General features: G+C 64.8%; 15 protein-coding genes. 6 read left to right on the plus strand and 9 right to left on the minus strand.

The annotated features are described in order from the left end of the window. Positions 1-3: 3 nt before the first annotated feature. The 3 genes from rpoD to EN786_RS00735 form a co-directional block, all read right to left on the minus strand. Positions 4-2,034, minus strand: a complete 2,031-nt coding sequence (gene rpoD, locus EN786_RS00725; RefSeq protein WP_127311323.1) for an RNA polymerase sigma factor RpoD — start codon at positions 2,032-2,034, stop codon at positions 4-6. Between the two features lie 367 nt (positions 2,035-2,401). After that, positions 2,402-4,339: a DNA primase gene (dnaG, locus tag EN786_RS00730; RefSeq protein ID WP_127311324.1), complete on the minus strand. Its 1,938-nt coding sequence runs from the start codon at positions 4,337-4,339 to the stop codon at positions 2,402-2,404. Positions 4,340-4,482: 143 nt separating this feature from the next. Continuing rightward, complete coding sequence (locus EN786_RS00735; RefSeq protein ID WP_127311325.1) at positions 4,483-4,851, minus strand: RcnB family protein; 369 nt, start codon at positions 4,849-4,851, stop codon at positions 4,483-4,485. 386 nt (positions 4,852-5,237) lie between these two features. Between EN786_RS00735 and EN786_RS00740 the strand changes: the two genes are divergently transcribed. From EN786_RS00740 to EN786_RS00750, 3 genes are all read left to right on the plus strand, one after another. Next, positions 5,238-6,902: a Na/Pi cotransporter family protein gene (locus tag EN786_RS00740; RefSeq protein ID WP_127284901.1), complete on the plus strand. Its 1,665-nt coding sequence runs from the start codon at positions 5,238-5,240 to the stop codon at positions 6,900-6,902. Positions 6,903-7,013: 111 nt separating this feature from the next. After that, positions 7,014-7,253 (plus strand): DUF2061 domain-containing protein, encoded by a 240-nt coding sequence (locus EN786_RS00745; protein ID WP_127393206.1) that lies wholly within the window; start codon positions 7,014-7,016, stop codon positions 7,251-7,253. A gap of 100 nt (positions 7,254-7,353) precedes the next feature. Then, positions 7,354-8,535, plus strand: coding sequence for an MFS transporter (locus EN786_RS00750; RefSeq protein WP_127309537.1), 1,182 nt, complete (start codon positions 7,354-7,356; stop codon positions 8,533-8,535). A 90-nt stretch (positions 8,536-8,625) separates the two neighbouring features. Here the strand turns inward: EN786_RS00750 and EN786_RS00755 are convergent, their stop codons facing one another. Then, positions 8,626-9,183: a GNAT family N-acetyltransferase gene (locus EN786_RS00755; RefSeq protein WP_127284898.1), complete on the minus strand. Its 558-nt coding sequence runs from the start codon at positions 9,181-9,183 to the stop codon at positions 8,626-8,628. 123 nt (positions 9,184-9,306) lie between these two features. Between EN786_RS00755 and EN786_RS00760 the strand changes: the two genes are divergently transcribed. Then, positions 9,307-10,293: a hypothetical protein gene (locus tag EN786_RS00760; RefSeq protein ID WP_127284897.1), complete on the plus strand. Its 987-nt coding sequence runs from the start codon at positions 9,307-9,309 to the stop codon at positions 10,291-10,293. Between the two features lie 33 nt (positions 10,294-10,326). Here EN786_RS00760 and EN786_RS00765 read toward each other — a convergent pair whose 3' ends face one another. Continuing rightward, positions 10,327-10,776 (minus strand): GatB/YqeY domain-containing protein, encoded by a 450-nt coding sequence (locus tag EN786_RS00765; protein ID WP_127284896.1) that lies wholly within the window; start codon positions 10,774-10,776, stop codon positions 10,327-10,329. 321 nt (positions 10,777-11,097) lie between these two features. On the opposite strand from EN786_RS00765, the gene carA reads away from it, so the two are divergent. Continuing rightward, on the plus strand, positions 11,098-12,303 hold the full coding sequence (carA, locus tag EN786_RS00770; protein WP_127309538.1) for a glutamine-hydrolyzing carbamoyl-phosphate synthase small subunit: 1,206 nt from the start codon (positions 11,098-11,100) through the stop codon (positions 12,301-12,303). A gap of 13 nt (positions 12,304-12,316) precedes the next feature. On the opposite strand, the gene EN786_RS00775 is transcribed toward carA, so the two are convergent. Continuing rightward, a complete protein-coding gene (locus EN786_RS00775) occupies positions 12,317-13,585 on the minus strand; it encodes a TCR/Tet family MFS transporter (RefSeq protein ID WP_127284894.1) in 1,269 nt (422 codons plus the stop codon). A gap of 164 nt (positions 13,586-13,749) precedes the next feature. Then, positions 13,750-14,664, minus strand: coding sequence for a neutral zinc metallopeptidase (locus EN786_RS00780; RefSeq protein WP_127309539.1), 915 nt, complete (start codon positions 14,662-14,664; stop codon positions 13,750-13,752). A gap of 182 nt (positions 14,665-14,846) precedes the next feature. On the opposite strand from EN786_RS00780, the gene EN786_RS00785 reads away from it, so the two are divergent. Further along, positions 14,847-16,898, plus strand: coding sequence for a hypothetical protein (locus EN786_RS00785; RefSeq protein WP_245478191.1), 2,052 nt, complete (start codon positions 14,847-14,849; stop codon positions 16,896-16,898). Between the two features lie 18 nt (positions 16,899-16,916). On the opposite strand, the gene EN786_RS00790 is transcribed toward EN786_RS00785, so the two are convergent. Together EN786_RS00790 and mntR are read right to left on the minus strand one after the other, a co-directional pair. Further along, positions 16,917-17,105 (minus strand): hypothetical protein, encoded by a 189-nt coding sequence (locus EN786_RS00790; RefSeq protein WP_127286260.1) that lies wholly within the window; start codon positions 17,103-17,105, stop codon positions 16,917-16,919. A gap of 97 nt (positions 17,106-17,202) precedes the next feature. After that, the gene (gene mntR, locus EN786_RS00795; protein WP_189340346.1) at positions 17,203-17,658 is read right to left on the minus strand and encodes a manganese-binding transcriptional regulator MntR; all 456 of its coding nucleotides are present in this window, start codon (positions 17,656-17,658) and stop codon (positions 17,203-17,205) included. Positions 17,659-17,781: the final 123 nt, after the last annotated feature.

Here is a 17,781-nt window from a genome sequence, read left to right on the forward strand (position 1 = left end):
GCCTCAGCTGTCGAGGAAGCTTCTCAGCTTGCGCGACCGGCTCGGGTGCTTGAGCTTGCGCAGCGCCTTGGCTTCGATCTGGCGGATGCGCTCGCGCGTCACCGAGAACTGCTGGCCGACTTCTTCCAGCGTGTGATCGGTATTCATGCCGATGCCGAAGCGCATTCTGAGGACGCGTTCCTCGCGCGGCGTCAGCGAGGCGAGCACGCGGGTCGTCGTCTCGCGCAGATTGGCCTGGATCGCGGCGTCGATCGGCAGGATCGCCATCTTGTCCTCGATGAAGTCGCCGAGATGCGAATCCTCCTCGTCGCCGACCGGCGTTTCGAGCGAGATCGGCTCCTTGGCGATCTTCAGCACCTTGCGCACCTTCTCCAGCGGCATGGCCAGCTTCTCGGCCAGTTCCTCCGGCGTCGGCTCGCGGCCGATCTCGTGCAGCATCTGGCGCGAGGTGCGCACGATCTTGTTGATCGTCTCGATCATGTGCACCGGAATGCGGATAGTGCGCGCCTGGTCGGCGATCGAGCGGGTGATCGCCTGCCGGATCCACCACGTCGCGTAGGTCGAGAACTTGTAGCCACGGCGGTATTCGAATTTGTCGACCGCCTTCATCAGGCCGATATTGCCTTCCTGGATCAGGTCGAGGAACTGCAGGCCGCGGTTGGTGTACTTCTTGGCGATGGAGATGACGAGGCGCAGGTTGGCCTCGACCATTTCCTTCTTGGCGATCGCCGCTTCGCGCTCGCCCTTCTGCACCTGGTTGACGATCTTGCGGAATTCCAGGATCGAGATCGCCGTTTCGGTGGCGAGGTTCTGGATCTCGGAACGCAGGTCGCGGATCGCGTCCTTCTCGTTCTTGGTGAATTCCTTCCAGCCGCGCGAGGTCAGGTTGGCGATCGAGCGCGTCCAGTTCGGATCGAGCTCCGAGCCCTGATACTCCTTGAGGAATTCCTCGCGGCGCACACCGTAGCTTTCGGCCAGCCGCAGGAGCTTGCCCTCGTTCTGCACCAGGCGCTTGTTGATGTCGTAGAGCTGCTCGACCAGCGCTTCGATGCGCGCCGTGTTGAGCGACAGCGACTTCACCGCCTTGATCAGCTGATCCTTCAACTCCTTCAGCCGGCGGTCCTGGCTGGGCGACAGCGTGCCGGCCGCGGCCAGCCTGTTCTCGACCTGCTGGTCCTGCAGCTTGCGCAGCTTCTTGTAGGTGTCGGCGATGACGTCCAGCGTCTCCATCACCTGGGGGCGCAGTTCCGCTTCCATCGCCGCCAGCGACAGGCTCGCCTCGTCCTCGTCGTCCTCGTCTTCCTCCAGTCCGCGCGTGTCGCCGCCGACATTGGTGATGTCGTCTTCCTCGTCGCGCGCGGCGCCCCGGCCACGCGGCTTTTCGTCCGCCTTGGGGGCTTCCTCGATCCGCTCGACCACCGGCGCCTGCTTGGCTTCGGGTCCGGCATAGGTGGCTTCCAGATCGATGATCTCACGCAGCAGGATCTTCGATTCGTTGAGCTCATCGCGCCAGATGATGATGGCCTGGAAGGTCAGCGGGCTTTCGCAGAGCCCCGCGATCATCGTCTCGCGGCCGGCCTCGATACGCTTGGCAATGGCGATTTCGCCCTCGCGCGACAGAAGCTCGACCGAGCCCATCTCGCGCAGATACATGCGGACCGGATCGTCGGTGCGATCGGTCGGCTCCTTCTTGGTGGTCGTGGTGGCGACGGCGGTGCCGGTCTGCTCGGCGAGTTCGTTGGCGTCTTCCTCGGCGTCCGCGCTCGTATCGGCGGCCTCGGACTCCTCGCCCTGCTCGTCGTCCTCGACGACATTGATGCCCATGTCGGAGAGCATCGCCATCGTGTCCTCGATCTGCTCGGAGGTCACTTCCTCCGAAGGCAGCACCGAGTTCAGTTCGTCCATCGTAACGTAGCCGCGCTTCTTGGCGGCCTTGATCATCTTCTTGACAGCATCATCGGAAAGGTCGAGCAGAGGGCCATCGGTGGCGCCTTCGCGTTCGGTCTCGACCTCTTCCTTTTCCTTTGTCGCCATTCTTTGTCGTCTCCAAGCGGCCTTAAAGCGAAGCCGCGTAAGCTGCCGTGCCGGTCAAATCGGATGCGCTCGCACCAGAACGCTCTTCACCGGGCCAGTAACCGCATCTCTCGTTAAGTCCAGATTAACCCTGATATCTGTGGCAGGCCTTTTGCCCGTCCAGTGACCAGCACCCGGCATCGCTCAATTTTCCCGTCGACGCCTGGCACGGGTTAATATTTCGAATCGTCCTGATTCCGCCATTCTGCCAGAAGGTCAAGCGCCTCTCGCATGATTCGCATGAAAAAAGCGAATCAATTACCCGACTTAGAGGCGTCGATTCGACGCGGGGACATTTCCATTTCGCTCTTTGGACGGAGTTTGGACCCTATACGCGCCCGACTCTGCCCGAGGATACGCCAAACCCTTCGATCAGCGCTTCCGTTGCCTGTACATCGTTGAATTGCGCCTGAATCTCGATCAGATGCCGGAAATTTTCGTCCGAGGGATCCGCGTCGAGCGCTGCCTGCGCCTGTTTCAGTTCCCTATGTAAGGTGCGCGCGCTGCGCTGCAAGTGCAGCGCCTGGTTGAAGGCGTCGCGGGCATCCTCGAGCGCGGCGGTTTCGAGCGCCGGCCACTGCCGCGCGCGCTTGATCAGTTCCACCGCCCGCCCCCAGATGCCGCCGCACCCGGCCCGCTCAATCGTGGCGATCACCGCGCCGCGCTCGTCGGCGGCATCATGCGCCATGGCGTCGAGGATCGCGGCGTGCAGTTTCTTCAAGTCCGCATTGGCAAGGTCGAGGAATTCGACATGGGCGAAATTCTCGTCGATCAGCGGCGGGTGGTTGACGAGCGCCACGATGATCGTCGCCTCGCGCACCGACATGCCCTCGCCGCGCTTGACCAGCGCCGACTGTCCGAGGCTCTCGGTGATGGCGATGCGGCCGCTTGCGCCCTTGGCGAACTGTCCGCCGGGCGCCTTGCCCTGGCCGCGCTCCCCTGGCCGGCCGCCATCATGACGGCCCTGCCTGGCGTCGCGTTGGGCGCCGAAGAAGCTCCGCACCCGCTCGCGCATCACCTGTTGATATTCGTAGCGCACACTCTCGTCGCGGATACGGCTGGCGAGCTCGCCCAGCCTTTTTCCCAACTCGGCGCGCCGCTCCGGCGTCTCGAAAACGCCGCCCGCCGTCTCGCGCATCCACAACAGGTCGACCAGCGGCCGCGCATCGGCAAGCACCGCGCGGAACGCGTCCGGCCCCTCGGCCTTGACCAGATCGTCGGGATCCTTGCCTTCCGGCAGCAGCGCGAAGCTCGCCGAGCGCCCGGCCTGTACCGACGGCAGCGCAAGATCGGCGGCGCGCCATGCCGCCTTCAACCCGGCCTTGTCGCCGTCGAAGCACAACACCGGCTCCGGCGCCATGCGCCACAGAAGCTCGAGCTGGTTCTCGGTGAGCGCGGTGCCGAGCGGCGCCACGGCATTCTCGAAACCGGCCTGCGCCAGCGCGATCACGTCCATATAGCCTTCGACCGCGATCACTGTACCGCCCTTGGCCAGTGCCTTGCGGGCGCGGGCGAAATTGTAGAGCACATTGCCTTTGTGGAAGAGCTCGGTATCGGGCGAGTTCATGTATTTGGCGAGCGCGTCGGGCGCCAGCGCCCGGCCGCCAAAGGCGATGATCTTGCCACGCGAATCCGGGATCGGAAACATGATGCGGTCGCGGAACCAGTCGTAGGAGACCGGGATGTCGTCGCCATGCCGCACCAGCCCGCAGGCCTCGATATCGGCCTTCGGCACGCCCTTGGCGGCAAGATGCTCCTTCAGCGCATTGCGACTGTCGGGCGCATAACCCAGCCGAAACGACTGCTGTGTCGCCGAGGTCAGACCACGCTCCCTCAGATAGGCGCGGGCCTTTGCGCCTTCCGGCCCCTGCAACCGCTCCTGGAAGAAGGCGGTCGCCATCTCCATGACATCGGTCAGGCTGGCGCGTTCCTTCTCGCGCCGTTCCTCCTGTTCGTCGCGAACCGGCATCGGCACGCCGGCCATGTCGGCGATCTTCTCGACCGCCTCGGGAAAGCTCATGCCGTCGAGTTCGGTCAGGAACTTGAAGTGGTCCCCCGACACCGAGCAGCCGAAGCAATGGTAGCGGCCCTTCTTGTCCTCGCAATGAAAGGACGGGCTCTTCTCGCCATGGAACGGGCAGCAGGCCCAATAGTCGCCGCGCGACGCATTGGTCTTCTTCCTGTCCCACGCGACGCGCTGGCCGATGACCGAGGAAATCGGCACACGGTCGCGGATCTCGTCGAGGAAGGCTGGCGGAAAGCGCATCGGGAAACTCTTTTCCCGTCCATATAAGCACGCTTGCCGGACCGCACGACCCCAAATGCGGACGATGCCCGGTTTCCACAGGGCAAAAGGAAAGCGGCCGTCGCCGGCCGCCTTCTTCAAAACGCAGCTCAGTACTGGCAGGCTTACTGCGCGGCGATGGCACCAAAGATGATGCCGGAGAAGATGCTGACCAGCACATAGTCGTTGCCGACGCGGATCCACTCCTGGCCAGGGCCTGGACGGCGCAGGCCATAACGGCCGTAATCGCGGATCGGCTGGTGCCGCTTCCAGCTGGAGTACTTCTGGCCGTTGCGCCAATGGCTGCGCTTCACCACGACCTTCTTCTTGATGACGCGCTTCCTTACGTCGACGTGCTTGCCGGGCTGCTGCCAGTCGACCTGGCTGTAGTTCGACTGCGGCGCGACCGGCGCGTTGAGCGGCGCGGCCTGGCCCGAGACGGACGTGGCGGCCAGCATCGAGGCGGCGACGGCGGAAAGAACGAGACGTTTCATGACGGGTACTCCTTGGTTGTCGATGCGCAAGCAATAGGGTGCGGGGATGAGCCGAAACTGAATGTTAGAATTACAATTATGTAATGATTTCTTGCATTTAGGATGCCAAATTCAACGTCGTCGTCAGATGGGGCGTTTGATAGGCGCGGGAGCGCCGGGCGGCATGCCGCCACCGGGCCGGCGGGCCATGCAACCAAATCGCCGTCCATCCATTTCCGACACGCCCTGTCGTGCGCCAGCCGTCGCCCGACGGTCAAAATCTATTATCCGGCTAAAGTAAATCGGCGTATTCTCGGTTCTGAAATGTCTATGATTCGCACCCTCCATTGCCTGGTCGACGGTTCGGCTCGCGCGCAGCGCGCGCCCGTCGGATCGCGAGATCGCGCATGAGCGGTTCCGTCGTCCTTCTGCATCTTGCCGGCGCCGTGGCGCTGATGTTGTTCGCCACCCGCATGGTCAAGACGGGCGTCGAGCGCGCCTATGGCGATGCGCTGCGCCACAGGCTGCGCGCCACCATGCGCAATCCGCTGATGGCGGTTCTGGCCGGCTGCGGCCTCTCGGTCGCGCTGCAGAGCTCCACCGCCGTGACCTTGCTGGTCGGCTCCTTCGCCGGCGCCGGCATCGTCTCCGGCATGTCCGGCCAGTTGGCCGTGCGCGGCGCCGAGATCGGCTCGGCGCTGGTGGTCAAGCTGCTCACCTTCGACCTCTCGCTGCTGGTCCCGGTATGCCTGGTCGCCGGCACCGTCATGTTCATGGCCACCGAGCGGCGCGACTGGCGCCAGTCCGGTCGCATCCTGGTCGGCATCGGCCTATTGCTTCTGTCGCTGGAGATGATCGGCCAGGCCTCGGAACCGCTGCGCCAGAGCACGCTGATGCCGATGATCGTCAACTATTTCTCCGGCGATTTCGTCACCGCCTACCTGCTTGCCGCGCTGGTCACCTGGCTGTTCCATTCCTCGATCGCGGCCGTCCTGCTCCTGGTGACGCTGGCTGGCCGCGGCTTCATCCCGCCCGAGCTCGGCATCGTGCTGGTGCTTGGCGTCAATCTCGGCTCTTCGATCATCGCGCCGCTGCTCACCCGCAACGCCGAGCCCGGCGTGCGCGTCGTGCCGGTCGGCAACCTGCTGATGCGCGGCATGGGCTCGCTGGTCATGCTGATCCTGTTCATGACGCTGAAGCCGCCGGTCGGCTTCCTCGGCGCCAGCGTCCCCGACCAGATCGTCAACGCGCACATCCTGTTCAATGTGATCGTCCTGCTCGCCGGCCTGCCGCTCGCCAGCCTCGTCTACCGCGCCTCGGAGAAGATCGTGGCGCTCGGCGCCAAGCCGGAGCAGGCTTCGGCGCTCGACATCATCGAACTGTCGGCGCTCAACGAAAGCGCGCTTGATACGCCGAGCCAGGCGCTGGCCAACGCTACCCGCGAGGTCGTGAGGGTCTGCGAGACCGTCGAGATCATGCTGAAGCGCATCATCGAGCTCTACGAGAGCGCCGACGCCGACAAGATCAAGGCGCTGGCCGCGCTCGACGACCGCGTCGACAAGAAACACGCGGCGATTAAGCTCTATCTGGCCAAGGTCACCAAGAACCCGATGAGCGAGGACGAGGCGCTGCGCTGCCAGGAATTGATCGGCGCCTGCGTCAAGCTGGAGCAGGTCGGCGACATCATCGTGCGCAACATGCTGGTGCATGTCAGGAAGAAGCTCGAGCGGGGGCTGGAGTTCACGCCCGAAGGCTGGCGCGAGCTCAGCGCCTTCCATGCCTCGGTGCTCGCCAACGCGCGCCTTGCCTTCAACGTGCTGGTCTCGCGCGACCCCGAGGCCGCCCGCCAGCTGGTGCTGGAAAAGGACCGGCTGCGCGACCGCGAGAAGGAAACCAGCGCCAGCCATTTCGTGCGGCTGCGCGACGGCACCGCCAAGAGCGTCGAGACCAGCTCGATCCACCTCGACACCATCCGTGACTTGAAGCAGATCAACTCGCTGCTCGCTTCCATGGCCTATCCGGTGCTGGAAGAGCGTGGCCTGCTCGGCGGTTCAAGGTTGAAGGCGGGCTAGGTCGATACCGGGTGCGGCGACATCACCTCAGTCCCATCAGAATTTGTCTTTGCTCATCCTCTCGTCTCTCGGCTAAGGATCGTGTGAGGTCTACTGGGAGGATGATCGGCGATGGACACCCATTCACGCAGCTTCGCCAAGGCGCTTTCCTGGCGCGCCACCGGCACCATCGACACGATGATCATCTCGCTGGTGGTAACGGGCAGCGTCAAGCTGGCCGCCGCCATCGGCGCCACCGAGGTGGTCACCAAGTCATTGCTCTACTATCTCCATGAACGGGCATGGCTGAAAATCCCTTACGGCAGGAAGACGGCCTTCCTGGCCCCATCGGCAGCTGACCGACCGGATTGAGCCGGTCAAGAAAAGCTAAAGCGGCATCGACATTTTCTGCATTGCCGGCGGCGCCCATCCATGGTTTGAGGCCATCTCATTTGGGATCGCTTGCCGCGCCATGCTTCCTCTCATTGCCCTGTTCATCGCTGCCTTTGCCTTCGGCACCACGGAATTCGTCATTGCCGGCGTGCTGCCGCAGGTCGCCGGCGGCCTCGGCGTTTCCATTCCCACTGCCGGTTACCTGGTCTCCGGCTACGCCTGCGGCATTGCCATTGGCGGTCCGCTGCTGGCACTCGCCACCAAGACGATCTCCCGCAAGACCCTGCTCATAGGCCTCGCCATCGCCTTCACCATCGGCCAGGCGGCTTGCGCGCTGGCGCCTGACTTCACCTCGATGCTGCTTTTGCGCATTGCAGTCGCCGTGGCGCACGGCGCCTATTTCGGGGTCGCCATGGTGGTGGCCGTCGGCCTCGTGCCGGAAGACAAGCGCGGCATGGCGGTGGCGGTCATCCTGTCCGGCCTCACCGTTTCCAACGTCATCGGCGTGCCGGCCGGAACCGCGATCGGCAATCTCTGGGGCTGGCGCGCCACCTTCTGGGTGATGGGCGCGCTGGGCGTGGCGGCAATTGCCACCATGCGTGCTTTGTTGCCGCGCACGGCTGGGTCGTCGAACAGCCCCGCCAGCCTGTCGCACGAGGTCCGCGTTCTCGGACGTCAGCAGGTCTGGACCTCGCTTATCCTGATGCTGATGCTGATGATCGGCCAGTTCGGCCTGTTCACCTACATCACCCCGACGCTGCTCGAAGTCACCGGCCTCGATGAGAGCCTGGTGCCCTGGGTGCTGCTACTCAATGGCGTCGGCGCGACCATCGGCGTCTTCCTCGGCGGCAAGCTGGCCGACTGGAAGCTGATGCCGTCGCTGATCACCATGCTGCTCCTGCAGGCGCTGGTGCTTGGCGTCATCTATGCCGTCAGCCCCTACCCCGTGGCGATGGTCGTTGCGATCGTCATCTGGGGCGGCCTCAACTTCGCCATCGGCGCACCGATCCAGACCCGCATCCTGGCCTGGACGGCGGACGCCTCCAATCTCGCCTCCTCGCTCATCCCCTCCGGCTTCAATGTCGGCATCGCGCTCGCCGCGTCGCTGGGTGCGGCCATGCTCAATGCCGGCTACGGCTACCGCAGCCTGCCGGTGGCCGGCGCGTTGGCCATGCTGGTCGCGGTCGCCGTGGCGGTCGCCTCGCAAGTCTGGGAAGGACGCAGCCGCGTGGCGCCGCCGCTGCCCGCGGCAGCCGAGTAGCGACGCCTCTGCCACGGCGCCAGAAAACCCTGCAAAACAACGCGTTGCCGCGCCCTCCTGAATCAGATCGTCAGGCTGCCATCGTCGCTGCTATAGATCGATGCGGAAGCGCCGGCTCTCGGCGCCGCCATAGGCGGCATCCTCGAAGAAGCGGCCGACGAGCCTGCCGCCATTGGCCAGGATCACCTTGTGCGAGGCCGGATTTTGCGGCTTGGCGGTGATCTCGACAAAGGGCAGGCCGACCGCCCTCGCCTCGTCAAGCATCAGCCGCAGCGCCTCGGTCGCATAGCCACGCCCTCGCTTCCACGGCACCACCGCGTAGCCGATATGACTGAGAACATGCGAGGGAAGCGCCGCCGTACCGGGCTGCCAGCGGAAGCCGATCGAGCCGGCGGCCTTGCCATCCCAGATCCACCGCCGAAAGCCGGGCAGCCGCGGCACCGTCGTGCCGTCGGGCAGCGTGATCGGCGGTCCCCTGCCCTCGGGATCGTCGAGACCGGCGAGGAACGCAACCGGGTCCTCCTCGATCGCGGCGAGCTGCTCTCGCGTCGCTTCCTCAAGTCGCACATTGTCCGGCGACCAGCCGCGCTCCAGCGCCGCCTTGTAGGACGGCAAATGTTCGAGTGCTGGCTTGACGATTTCAACCATGATGTATTCCGGCTTGGAGGGGGGCAGCTAAACTAGAAGTGTTTCGCAGATCGGCGCGAGACCTTTTATGATCGGCTCCAGGTGATTCATCGCAAGACACAATGCGTTGACGGGGGTGAGCCGGTGCGGTTGAGATCTGTTCCGCTGGGTGTAGCTATCCTCAGCCTCTTTGCCATTGTCGTCACCTTGACGGCTTCGCCTCGATCTTTCGCCGCCCTGCAACCGTCCGGCATTCCGGCCTGGCTGCAGGCCCATGTTGGCGAGGGCGATGGCCAGATCGCAGAAGTCGTTCTGGAGCGGGCGCGCGCGCTTTACCTGAAAAAAGTCGCCGCCGGCGCCGTCAACAACCCCTGCTACTTCGCGATGGATGCGACGCGTCCCGGCGATCTCGGCAACGGCGTGCTGGGGCGCCGCTACTACATCATCTGCGAAGCCAGCCAGTCGTTTCGCGCGATCTCGTCCGGCCACGGCGGCGGCCGCAACCTGAAAGGCACCGTCGATTTCTCAAACGGAAGACGATGCGCCAGGAACTTCGGCAATGCGATGGATTCGGAATTGACCGCCGGCGGCGCCTACATGACCCGCGAGGCGAAAACCTCATTCAAGGGCTTCTATCGCACCGGCGCAAGACGGGACACGGCTTTCCTGCGCACCTTCATCCAGTTCGACGGCGAAGGCGAAGCCGCCAATGCCAGGCAGCGCGTGATTGGCGGCCACGCGGCCCAGGTGCTGCGCGGCATGTGCCTGCGCAAGAACCCCAACAGCTCCTACGCCGACCATGACGGCATGGTGCCGTTCGGCAAGCTGGTGGACTATGCCGGCGGCCGCAGCAATGGCTGCACCAGCTGGTCGGCAACCGATGCCGCGCAGCTCATCGCGATGGTCAAGGGCAACCCGACGACGCTCTACATCTATCCGGAATCGCGAGACATCGCCGCCGTAGCGAGCGGCCGTGCCGGTTCGGGCGCCTACTGGAACGCATCCTGCCTGAAGGATATCGGCAGGCCGAAATTCTGGCCGAGGAAGACCCTCGAGCCGATCATTGCCCAGTACAAGAAGGACCATCCGGCGCCGCCGCCGCAGCCGCTGCCGATCTGCAAGGGGTCGTGAGGCCGCCTCACCAGTGAAGCGGGCGAGCGCAGGTTACTGCAGCAGCCCTTTGACGATGCTGCTCGCCTTGCCGAAATCCATCTGGCCGGCATATTTCTGCTTCAGCGCGCCGATCACCTTGCCCATGTCCTTCTGGCTGGCGGCGCCCGTCGCCGCGATCGCCTCGCGTGCCGCAGCCGTAACGGCGGCATCGTCGAGCTGCGTCGGCAGGAAGCCGCGGATGATCTCCATCTCGCCACGCTCCTGCGCGGCCAGTTCCGGCCGCTTGCCGTCCTCGAAAGCCTTCGCCGATTCCTCGCGCTGCTTCACCATCTTGGCCAGGATCTGCAGGATCTCTTCTTCGCTCGCGGCCGGCTTGCCGGCGCCGCGATTGGCGATGTCGCGGTCGTGGATGGCGGCCTGGATCAGCCGCAGAGTGGGCAAGCGGTGCTTGTCCTGCGCCTTCATCGCGCTCTTCAGGGATTCGGCGATTTTTTCGCGCATCGTGCTCTCTCCTTCGAACGGCGCGGACAATAGCTTTGCCCCGCGCGCAAAGCAAATCCAGGCAAACCCCTGATATTGCTGGAGAAACAAAATCGGGACCGGTTTCCAGCCACCGCATTGACCGCTTTGGCGCCTTCGCCTATGTACTCGGTCCTGCATGAGACAATGAGTTCATGCCGCCCAAAAGTGCACAGCGGTTTTGGGAAAACGGCATGAGCGAGAAGAATTGACGCGCGGAAGCCGCAGAAATCGCTGCTCCGCGCCGTTTGCTGCGCAGTTGGTCCCGGACCCGCTGTAACGCAGCCTTACAGGAGTGCCGCCATGGCGACGACGACTGCCCCTTGGAATACCGAGAAGCCGACCGCGCTTTTGGTGCTTGCCGACGGCACCGTCATCGAGGGTCGCGGCCTCGGCGCCACCGGATCGGCGGTCGCCGAAGTCTGCTTCAACACCGCGCTCACCGGCTACCAGGAAATCCTCACGGACCCATCCTATGCCGGCCAGATCGTCACCTTCACCTTCCCGCATATCGGCAATATCGGCACCAATGACGAGGACATCGAGGACCTCAACCCGGCCGCCCGCGCCGGCGCCGTCGGCGCCGTGTTCAAGGCCGATGTCACCAACCCGTCCAACTACCGCGCCGCCGGCCATCTCGACCAGTGGCTGAAGAAGCGCGGCATCGTCGCGCTTTCGGGCATAGACACGCGCGCGCTGACCGCGCTGATCCGCGAAAAGGGTATGCCCAATGCCGTCATCGCGCATGCGCCGGACGGCGTCTTCGACCTCGACGATCTGAAGCGGCGCGCCGCCGCCTGGTCGGGCCTGATCGGCCTCGACCTCGCCAAGGAGGTCACCTCGGGCCAGTCGTCGGTGTGGCGCGAGACGCCCTGGGTCTGGAACGAAGGCTTTGGCGAGCAGGCCGAGCCGTCGCTGCACGTCGTTGCTATCGACTATGGCGTCAAGCGCAACATCCTGCGCCTGCTCGCCGGCCTCGGTGCCAAGGTCACCGTTGTGCCGGCCAAGACCGGCGCCGAGGAAATCCTCGCCATGCAGCCGGACGGCATCTTCCTCTCCAACGGTCCCGGCGATCCGGAAGCGACCGGCGACTATGCGGTGCCTGTGATCCAGGACCTGCTCAAGACCGAAATCCCGGTGTTCGGCATTTGCCTTGGCCACCAGATGTTGGCGCTGGCGCTGGGCGGCAGGACCGCCAAGATGCATCAGGGCCATCACGGCGCCAACCATCCGGTCAAGGACCACACCACCGGCAAGGTCGAGATCGTCTCGATGAACCATGGTTTCGCGGTCGACGCCGACTCGCTGCCGGAAGGCGTCGAGGAGACCCATGTCTCGCTGTTCGACGGCTCGAACTGCGGCATCGCGCTGACCGGCCGTCCGGTGTTCTCGGTCCAGCATCACCCCGAGGCCTCGCCCGGCCCGCAGGATTCGCACTATCTGTTCCGCCGCTTCGTCAATCTCATCCGCGAGAAGCGCGGCGAGCCGGCGCTGGCCGAACGCGTCTAGCAGTTCAAACTTCTCAAGCCGGATCGGTCACGGCCTCCTGCGCGTGCATGCGCTCGACCTCCTTCGGCGTCGGCTTGGCGACTTTCGTGACGAAGACGATCACCGCCAGGGTGAGGAAGACCGCACCCAGCAGATAGGGCGCGCCGCCGAACACGACCGGCGCGCTCGGCCCGGTGAACCAGGAAAAGATCCCCGTGTAGAGCAGCGGTGTGATGATCGAGGTGATCGAGAAGATCGACGTCATCGCCCCTTGTAGTTCGCCCTGCGCCGAAGGCGGAACCTTGGCCGCGGCAAGGCTTCTCAGCGGCGGATCGGCCAGCGCCTCCAGGCAGCCGACGACGATCACCGCATAGATCATCCAACCCTGCGAGGCGAAGGCATAGCCGAAGGCGCTGAGCGCGGTGAAGGTCAGGCCGATCGCCGCCGTCCTCCACTCGCCGAGTTTCGGGATGACGCGCGGCAGGACGGTGGCCATGACGATCGCGCCGCACAGGCCGAAGGCGCCGAGCGAGAAGCCGATCTGTTGCTCGCTCCAGCCATAGCGATAATTGGACACGAACGACCACACCGCCGGGTACATCATGTGTCCGAGGGTCATCAGGAAGAAGACTAGGCCGATCCAGCCGATGCCGTGGTAGTTGCGCATCTGGATGAGCGTGCCGACCGGGTTGGCGCGTTTCCACTCGAAGCGGCGGCGATGCTTGTCGTCGAGCGTCTCCGGCAGCAGGAACAGCGCGATCAGGAAATTCACGAACGCAAGCCCGGCGGCAAAATAGAACGGCACGCGCGGCCCGAACGTGCCGAGCAGCCCGCCCAGGACCGGGCCAATGACGAAGCCGACGCCGAAGGCGATGCCGAGCAGGCCGAAATTCTTCGCCCGGTTCTCATCGGTCGAGATGTCGGCGATGAAGGCGGAGGTCGTCGAATAGCTGGCGCCGGAGATGCCGGCCAGCAGGCGCCCGATGAACAGCATCGGGTAGGTCCAGGCGATGGCGCAGATCAGATTGTCGATCGAAAAGGTGAGCACGGAGGCAAGCAGCACCGGCCGCCGTCCGAAGCGGTCGCTCAACCCGCCGATGACGGGAGCGAACACGAACTGCATCGCCGCATAGGCGAAGAACAGCCAGCCGCCCTCGATCGCCGCTTCGCTGACGCCGACTCCCGTCAGTTCCTGCAGGTAGGCCGGCAGCACCGGCATGATGATGCCGAAGCCGATAATGTCGAGCAGCAGCGTCGTGAAAACGAGCGCAAGGCCCCGCCTGGCGGTCTTGGGGTCGATCATGATGGTGTCAAGCTCCTCGGCCGCCTTGCAGCAAAGGCGGGTGCACCTTATAGGCGAGCCCGCCACCAAGAACAATGAGGGAACGACGGCAACTGCCTCATCCTGACATCAGTTGCCGCGATGGCCGCTTCCGATCGCCGCAGCAGGAACCCCGATGCGCCGCCTCAGATCGGATTGTTGAACGTGTCGCAGTCCGAGAGCTTGCCGCTCTTGTAGCCACGCGCCAGCCAGGTCTGACGCTGCTGCGACGTGCCGTGGTTGAAGCTTTCCGGCACCACGTAGCCCTGCATCTTCTTCTGCAGCGTATCGTCGCCGATCTGCTTGGCGGCATTGAGAGCGCTCTCGATGTCGCCCTGTTCCAAAATGCCCTTCTGCGCGGTGTAATGCGCCCAGACACCGGCGAAGCAATCGGCCTGCAGTTCCACTTGCATCGACATGTGGTTGGCGTCGGCCTCGCTCATCCCCTGCCGCATGTTGTTGAACTTGGGCAGGATGCCGGTGAGGTTCTGCACATGGTGGCCGACCTCATGCGCGATCACATAGGCCCGGGCAAACTCTCCGGAAGCGCCGAACTGCTGGTCGAGCTGCTGGAAGAACGTCATGTCGAGGTAGACCTTGTGATCACCCGGACAATAGAACGGTCCGGCCGCAGCCGAGGCGAAGCCGCAGGCCGAGCGTATCTGGCTGCTGAACAGCACCAGCTTCGGATCTTCGTAAGTCAGGCCGTTGGCCTGGAAGATGCCTTTCCAGGTGTCTTCGGTTTCGGCAAGCACGGTCGAGACGAACTGCTTCATCTCGTCGGAAGCCGGCGCCCCGGCGCCGCCACCTTCGCTGCCGCTGTCGTCGGTGATCTGGCCGCCGCTGTCGCCACCGCCCAGTATCTGTGACGGATCGAAGCCGAAATACCAGCCGGCGAGCACAACCAGGATGACAATGAAGATGCTTGAGCCGCCGCCGGTGCGGCCTCCGATCGGGATGCGGAACTGGCCCGGGCTGCCGCCGCCGAATCCGCCGCCGCCACCCGTGTCGCTGCGCTCGTCCTCGACATTGTCACTCTGACGGCGGCCTCTCCAGAGCATGGCAACTCCTCGCGATGCGAATTTCCAAACGGCCAGGCAGGCATCCTGGTGCCAATCAGACCCAACAAACAATTATCCCAATGGTTGCAGCAAGTCACAGCATTTTTCGCTCGCAAACCGGCGCTGGAATGGGCGGCGCAAGGCCTGTAGCATGGCGCCGGACAAGGGGATGCGAGGGGCGCTTGCGGACGATCGGCCGTTTCCTGTTTCTGCTGGTATTGGCCGCTTTCGGCGCTGGGGCGGCGCCTGCCGCCACGCTCGATTCCAGCGTCGCCGTCACCGATCCCGCGACCTTGCAGGCGCTCGAGCGCGGCGGCCTGTCGATCAGCCGACTGCTGGGCCCGGCGATCGGCCTGACGCGCGATGTGGACAATCGCGGCCTGTTTTCGGTGCGCGCGCTGACCCCGGTGCGCAATGCCGTCAAGCAGGAGATCGCCGACGAGCCCGCGGCAAGTCCCGATCCCTATGTCGCGGGGCTGGCCAAGTCCAAGGACACGAGCCAGAAGTTCAATCCGAAATACATCGACGACAACGGCTCGACGCTGGACCTCACCGGCGTCGTCAACCGCATGGATCGCGGCTATCTCGGCCACACCGAATGCGGCGAGATCCGGCTGATCTACCGTTTCCACTATTCGGTCGAGGAAAAGCCCGGAGAGCGGGTCTCCTCGCGGCTGCCGCTGACGATGAGCCTGGTCTTCAACGCCAAGCCGACGGCCGCGACGGGGCGCGCCTCCAAGGATCGCCCGCGCGCCGCCGATGGGTCCTGCGCCGACGTCGCCAGGCGCTGGCTGGCGGCCGGCGGGAAGGACCTTGCGCCCGAGCAGCTTGCGGCCTGGCTGCGCTCCGACGAAGGCCCGCTGTCGGGCGCCATGCTCAATTCCTCGCAGATCATGCGGCTCGAGCTCAACATGCAGGTTCTGCGCCTGTCGGCCTCGACGCGCCGCGATTTCGGCGGCCACGCCGAATATCTGCTGAAGATCTTCAAATGGGATCCGGCCACCGCCACCTTCCAGGAATCGCGGATGGAAAACCAGATCGAGCGCAAGACGGTGCTGGCGGACCGGCAGGCCTTCGCCAAATGGCTGCTCACCGACCGCAACATCTACGATCTCGATCGCGGCCGGCTGATCGTCGACGAAAAATTCCTGGCGACCAGCGCCGTCTCGGTGGCGCCGGGCGGCATGGCGCGCTCGCAAAACAACATCGCCTATGGCCTGCTCGATGATGCCGCCGTCGACAAGGCGCTGAAGGACTATGTCGCCAGGGGCAACGCGCTGCGCACCATAAAGTCGGTGGCCGGCTTCAATCTGCGCCTCAACGAGATGAGCTGCACCGGCTGCCACCAGACCCACGGCATCGCCGGCTTCCACTACACCGGCGCCGATCCGGCCAGCGAGCCGCGGCGCAACGCAGTTTTCGTGCCGGGCTCGGCGGTCTTCTTCGCCGACCTGCCGCGCCGCCTGGCCATCGTCGAGCAGTTCGCCGCCGGCGAGCATCCCCATTTCAGCAAGGGCTTCGCCGCCCGTCCGGATGCGAAATTCGCCGACGCCCTGAAAGGCACCGACCTCTACAATGGCTGGGGCTCGATCTGCTATCGCGGCACGGATGAAAGCTTCAAGGACTGGACCTGCGGCGAAGGCCTGCGCTGCGCCGGCGTCCACGAAAGCGCCATCCATCCGGGCTTCGGCACCTGCGTCAGCGAGGCCGGAACCGCGGTCGGCGACCCCGTCGAGTTCGGCGAGATCAGGATGTCGAAATGGGGCAGCGACCAGTATTGCCGCCTCTCGCCGGCGACGGCGAAAGCCTGCGCCATCGACCCGGCCAGGGACAAGAAGCCGCCGATCAAGCTTGCCGGCTATGGCGCGGCGCGCCAGCGCTACGACAACCCCGAGCAGAAGACCGGCGGTTTTCCGGGCGGCATGCTGCGTAAGGCCAGTTGCGACAAGCTGCCCGACGATGCGAGCTGCGGGCGGCTCGCCAAGACCGGCTTCAACGACTGCATCGGCTCCGGCAAGGACCACAAATATTGCACAAGGGAATTCACCAAGACCGCCGGCCTGCGCGCCTGCGACAAGACGCATCCCTGCCGCGAGGACTATATCTGCACCGCCGGCTATGAAGACCTGGCCGAGGCCAAGCCCGGCAAGGGCACCTGCATCCCGCCCTATTTCATCTTCCAGTTCCGCGTCGACGGCCATCCACGCAGCTGGGTGCAGGACACCGAGGAATGAACGCGCCGGCTGGAATCTTCAAGGCTTCTGCTTGCTGCCGGCGCTCTTGCCGTCGGAACTTTTCGAGCGCTCCTCGAAACGCGCCGCGCCCTTTTTCAGCGGACGGCCGGTCTCGGCTTCGGTCTTGCGCTCGTCTTTCGCCGCCGCCTGTCTCAGTCCCTTTGCGGCCTGCTTGCCCTTTGCGGTCGGTGCCTGTTCAACGCCCATCTCTTCCTCCCTGGCGCGGCTATCGCGCCGAAGAGCAACGTTCTGGACGTATCGGGGTTCCGGGGTTTCGCCCGCCAAGCACGGCGGCTGACGAGGCTCAGCGCGGCGCGATCATCGCCTTGCGGAAGGCTTCGAGCGTCTCGGCGCTGACATGGTGCTCGATGCCCTCGGCGTCGATGCGCGCCGTCTCGGCGCTGACGCCGAGCGAGCGCAGGAAGGCTTCCACGGTCTGGTGGCGGATGCGGCTTTCCTCCGCGACCTTGCGGCCGGCCTCCGTCAGGAACACGCCGCGATAGGGTTTCCGGGAAACCAGTCCGTCGGCGCAGAGCCTGGTCAGCATCTTCGCCACCGTCGGCTGGGCGACGCCGAGCCTGGCCGCGATGTCGACCTGCCGCGCCTCGTTGCCATCCTCGATGAGGTCGGCGATCAGCTCGACATAGTCCTCGACGAGCGCGCTGCGGCGCGCTTCGCGCGTCTGCCGGAAGCCCTCCGAATGGACATCGGCGTCCGGAAGCGGCTCTTCGCGTCGAACCGGTCTGTTCCTCAGCGCCAATGCGCGCTCCTCTAAACAACGTTGAATCGGGCCCGTAGTCATAGCACGGAGCCCGGCTGGTCTGGCCGTTTATTTGCATTCCGCGGCAGGCGCAACGGGGTCAGGAGCCTGGTCGCTCCGCCC

Source organism: Mesorhizobium sp. M4B.F.Ca.ET.143.01.1.1, from assembly GCF_004792275.1.
GTDB lineage: Bacteria > Pseudomonadota > Alphaproteobacteria > Rhizobiales > Rhizobiaceae > Mesorhizobium > Mesorhizobium abyssinicae.

What these genes read in the sequence shown, in the direction of transcription:
- rpoD (WP_127311323.1), bottom strand. Translation starts at nt 2,034, where the DNA reads ATGGCGACAAAGGAAAAGGAAGAGGTCGAGACCGAACGCGAAGGCGCC.
- dnaG (WP_127311324.1), bottom strand. Translation starts at nt 4,339, where the DNA reads ATGCGCTTTCCGCCAGCCTTCCTCGACGAGATCCGCGACCGTGTGCCG.
- EN786_RS00735 (WP_127311325.1), bottom strand. Translation starts at nt 4,851, where the DNA reads ATGAAACGTCTCGTTCTTTCCGCCGTCGCCGCCTCGATGCTGGCCGCC.
- EN786_RS00740 (WP_127284901.1), top strand. Translation starts at nt 5,238, where the DNA reads ATGAGCGGTTCCGTCGTCCTTCTGCATCTTGCCGGCGCCGTGGCGCTG.
- EN786_RS00745 (WP_127393206.1), top strand. Translation starts at nt 7,014, where the DNA reads ATGGACACCCATTCACGCAGCTTCGCCAAGGCGCTTTCCTGGCGCGCC.
- EN786_RS00750 (WP_127309537.1), top strand. Translation starts at nt 7,354, where the DNA reads ATGCTTCCTCTCATTGCCCTGTTCATCGCTGCCTTTGCCTTCGGCACC.
- EN786_RS00755 (WP_127284898.1), bottom strand. Translation starts at nt 9,183, where the DNA reads ATGGTTGAAATCGTCAAGCCAGCACTCGAACATTTGCCGTCCTACAAG.
- EN786_RS00765 (WP_127284896.1), bottom strand. Translation starts at nt 10,776, where the DNA reads ATGCGCGAAAAAATCGCCGAATCCCTGAAGAGCGCGATGAAGGCGCAG.
- carA (WP_127309538.1), top strand. Translation starts at nt 11,098, where the DNA reads ATGGCGACGACGACTGCCCCTTGGAATACCGAGAAGCCGACCGCGCTT.
- EN786_RS00775 (WP_127284894.1), bottom strand. Translation starts at nt 13,585, where the DNA reads ATGATCGACCCCAAGACCGCCAGGCGGGGCCTTGCGCTCGTTTTCACG.
- EN786_RS00780 (WP_127309539.1), bottom strand. Translation starts at nt 14,664, where the DNA reads ATGCTCTGGAGAGGCCGCCGTCAGAGTGACAATGTCGAGGACGAGCGC.
- EN786_RS00790 (WP_127286260.1), bottom strand. Translation starts at nt 17,105, where the DNA reads ATGGGCGTTGAACAGGCACCGACCGCAAAGGGCAAGCAGGCCGCAAAG.